The organism is Sodalis sp. (in: enterobacteria), assembly GCF_047607725.1.
Taxonomy (GTDB): Bacteria; Pseudomonadota; Gammaproteobacteria; order Enterobacterales; family Enterobacteriaceae; genus JBLKSS01.
Window position 1 is genome coordinate 1 of record NZ_JBLKSS010000253.1, and the last position, 3,385, is coordinate 3,385.

Consider the following 3,385-nt stretch of genomic DNA (forward strand, 5'->3'; position numbering starts at 1 on the left):
GCGGCCTGTTGCAGGCGGATGCGTACGCGGGCTTCAATCCACTGTATGAAGAAGGCCATATCCGCGAGGTCGGCTGCATGGCCCACGCCCGGCGTAAAATCCATGATATCCATGTGCGCCATCCGTCGCCGACCACTACCAAGGCCCTGCGCCGGATCGGTGAGCTGTACGCGATCGAAGCCGATATCCGGGGGCGGCCCCGGGCAGAGGAACGACAACAGGTGCGCGAAGCACGATCCCGACCAATACTTGTTGGTCTGGAGAGTTGGGTCCGGGAAAAACTCACCACGCTGTCGCGCCAGGCCGATACGGCAAAGGCGTTCAACTACCTGATGAACTACTGGCGGGCGTTGTGGGAGGATTATTTTTGTATAATTCTAATTGTATGTTGTAACTAATAACACCGCCGGTTATCTCTCCTATGCCATAATCACCATCATGGCTCTGTCTGCCCGGATTACGCGGGGTTTGCCGTCACCGCCTGCCTCAGCGGCCGGCCAAAAACAGGGCTTTTATCGCGCGGTTATCTTTATTCTCCCTCCACGGCTAACGTGTCCGAAGCCATTATTTTTACGTTCCCCCCGCCCTAATAGACAACGGATCACCCTATTCACCGGCGTGATTACTTCCTCTCGCCACTCATATTCCCTTAAAGGTTAACGCCTGCGGGAAAGAAAAAAATAGCCTCTCCCTAACGCTTTCCCCCTTGTTGTCTTCATATTATTGGTAATGTCGTTTGACAAAACGCCTGGTAACTCTTTTAATCAAGCAACTTTAGTATTCCCCCCCTCTTTTTCTTCGTAAAAAGAGGGACCTGAACAAATAATAATGGACAGGAGTGTCCCTTGGAATATTTATTACCTTTATCACTTGCCGCCATCGTTTTCAATTTCCGCGCGGCGCTGGTGCTGCTGGTGCTGGCGCTGGCGACGGGTGTTTGGCAGGGCTATGTCGGGATACCGGCACTGTCTTTCCTGGCGCTAGCGGGGATGATTTCCCTGCTACGCTTCCGTTATCAGTCGCATAAAGAGATCGCCATCGCCTGTGAGGTACTGCTGGTTATCGGCGGCGTGATGCTGTTTAAGCATTGGGCGCCCGGGTTTAGTTTGCCGAAAATTCTCGATGAGGTGCAGGCCGGGCCGCACAGCCAGCCTTTTACCCTTTATTACGGCCTGGATAAAGCACTGATCCCGTTCTTATTGCTTGGTTGCCTACCGTCGCTTTTTGCCACCTCTGCACAGCCCAACGTCGCTCCGTGGCGATGGGTGCTATTGCTGCTCTGTGTGCCCGGTCTGCTGTTATTGGCGGTGACGCTTGGCGGTCTGGCGCCGGAGCTGCATACGCCGGTTTGGCTGGGCAATTTTATGTTGGCGAATCTGTTTTTTGTCTCGCTAGCGGAAGAAGCCCTGTTTCGCGGCTATATTCAGCGCCGGCTGGGACAGCTCACCGGTGGCCTGCCCGCCTTATTCATTACCGCGCTGTTGTTTGGATTGGCCCATTTGCAGTCCGGCCTGTTAATGGTGATTTTCGCTGCCCTGGCAGGCCTGGTATACGGCTTGGCCTGGAAATGGAGCGGCAAATTGTGGGTGGCGGTGGCGGTACATTTTGCCTTGAATATGCTTCATCTGCTGTTTTTCACCTACCCTGCCTGGCGGCGCTAACCGGCCGTTAGCTACAGGCTACGTTCCCTGCTCGCCCGGTGCGTGAACGGCGCGCTATCAGTCGGGGCGTAAGCAACGCCGATAGCCTCGGCGTAAGGGCATAAGCAGAGGCGTACGGTCGCGCAGGGCGTCAGCGCCCAGCGCGATTGTCGCCGCCGCGTCAGTGACGATCGCCTGCTCCCGGTGTCGCGGCGGCCTGTAGCGCCTGTTTGCGCGCATAGCGTTGGGCGAGTACCGCGCACACCATCAATTGCACCTGATGAAAAATCATCAGCGGTAGTACCAACGTTCCCACCATGGCGGCGGGGAACAGTACATTGGCCATAGGAATGCCGTTGGCCAGACTTTTCTTCGAGCCGTAAAACACGATGGTAATCTCATCCGGCGTGTCAAAGCCCAACCAGCGGGCGGCATACGTATTGGCGATAAGCACCAACGCCAGCAGCACCAGCGAAAACGCCAGAATAGCCACGAGCGTCCAACCGGTGATTTGCTGCCAGATGCCCTCCACTACCGCCGCGCTATAGGCAACGTACACCACCAGCAAAATGGATGACCGGTCAGTCATATTCACCAGTTTTTTATGGCGCGCCACCCAACCGCCAATGAGCGGTCGTGAGAGATCCCCGATGACAAAGGGCACCATCAATTGCAAAATAATCGCACCGATGGCATGCAGGATGTCATGGCTTCCCGCCGCCGCGCCCTCTTGGGTTTACATCAGCAGTCCCACCAGCACCGGCGACAAAAAAACGCCGAGAATACTAGAGGCCGAAGCGCTGCAAATCGCGGCGGCAACATTGCCACCCACCACGGAGGTGAAGGCAATCGCCGACTGCACCGTTGCCGGCAGCGCGCACAAATAGAGAAACCCCATGTACACGTTGCTTGACAGCAAGCTCGGCACAAAGACTTTCATCGCCAGCCCCAGCAGCGGGAATACCGCAAAGGTGCTGAGAAACACCACGACATACAGTTTCCAGTGGCTTATGCCGCCCAGGATGGCTTCCCGTGACAATTTAGCTCCGTGCATAAAAAATAACAGCGCGATAGCGGCGGTGGTCAGATTTTCAAAGATAACGCGGGCGATGCCGCGACAGGGAAAAAATGACGCCAGCGCCACCACACAAATCAGCACCACCAAAAATTTATCAATACGCAAACGTTGCAACCAAGACATAGCGACGGCCTTTCCCTCATTTAATATGACAACGCAAATCGATGGTGCCTCACCTCGCCCGCTTGCGGGTCAGCCGTTCTTGACCGGCAACGTTTTGCGTTGTTCAGTGCTCTTGATACCAAGCTCAATCAACTCCATTACCCGAATCGCCTCCTCGGCCGGCACGGGATTAGGCGCCGCGCCGCGAACCGCCCCGTGGATCCCCTGATAATAAGCGGGATAATTCCCCGGCAGCGTGGGTTGCGAGGCCACCCGACGTCCGCTGTCCTCAATAAGCGTGAGCACGCCATCCTGCTTATCGGCACCACAGCAGGGGCCGCCCGGCCGCTCGCCCGCTTTCAAACTGTCTTCCTGGCTATCGAGACGTAAGCGTACGCCCAGCGCCGTATTGACAGTTATTCAGCAGGGATGGTGAGGTTCCACGGTAGGAGCTCTTTGATTTTGTTGATGGGATGATCCGCGATAATCGCCAGCACATGGCGCAGATACGCTTCCGGCTCCACGCCGTTCAGTTTGCAACTGCCGATCAGCGTATACATCAGCG

The 3,385-nt window shown here is 56.1% G+C and carries 3 protein-coding genes and 2 pseudogenes; 2 read left to right on the top strand and 3 right to left on the bottom strand.

Going from position 1 to position 3,385, the window contains the following annotated elements; genetic code table 11:
* Together ACMX3H_RS17770 and ACMX3H_RS17775 are read left to right on the top strand one after the other, a co-directional pair.
* A pseudogene (locus tag ACMX3H_RS17770) lies at positions 1-353 on the top strand (IS66 family transposase); the annotation flags it as partial.
* 492 nt (positions 354-845) lie between these two features.
* Entirely contained in the window at positions 846-1,661 is an 816-nt protein-coding gene (locus ACMX3H_RS17775; protein WP_415211749.1) for a lysostaphin resistance A-like protein, read from the top strand.
* 160 nt (positions 1,662-1,821) lie between these two features.
* Here ACMX3H_RS17775 and ACMX3H_RS17780 read toward each other — a convergent pair.
* From ACMX3H_RS17780 to ACMX3H_RS17790, 3 genes and pseudogenes are all read right to left on the bottom strand, one after another.
* Positions 1,822-2,841, bottom strand: a pseudogene (locus ACMX3H_RS17780) (bile acid:sodium symporter family protein).
* 69 nt (positions 2,842-2,910) lie between these two features.
* The gene (locus ACMX3H_RS17785; protein ID WP_415211750.1) at positions 2,911-3,240 is read right to left on the bottom strand and encodes a Gfo/Idh/MocA family oxidoreductase; all 330 of its coding nucleotides are present in this window, start codon (positions 3,238-3,240) and stop codon (positions 2,911-2,913) included.
* On the bottom strand, positions 3,237-3,385 hold a 149-nt coding region (locus tag ACMX3H_RS17790), incomplete at its 5' end, for a transposase domain-containing protein (RefSeq protein ID WP_415211751.1). The genes ACMX3H_RS17785 and ACMX3H_RS17790, both read right to left, overlap by 4 nt.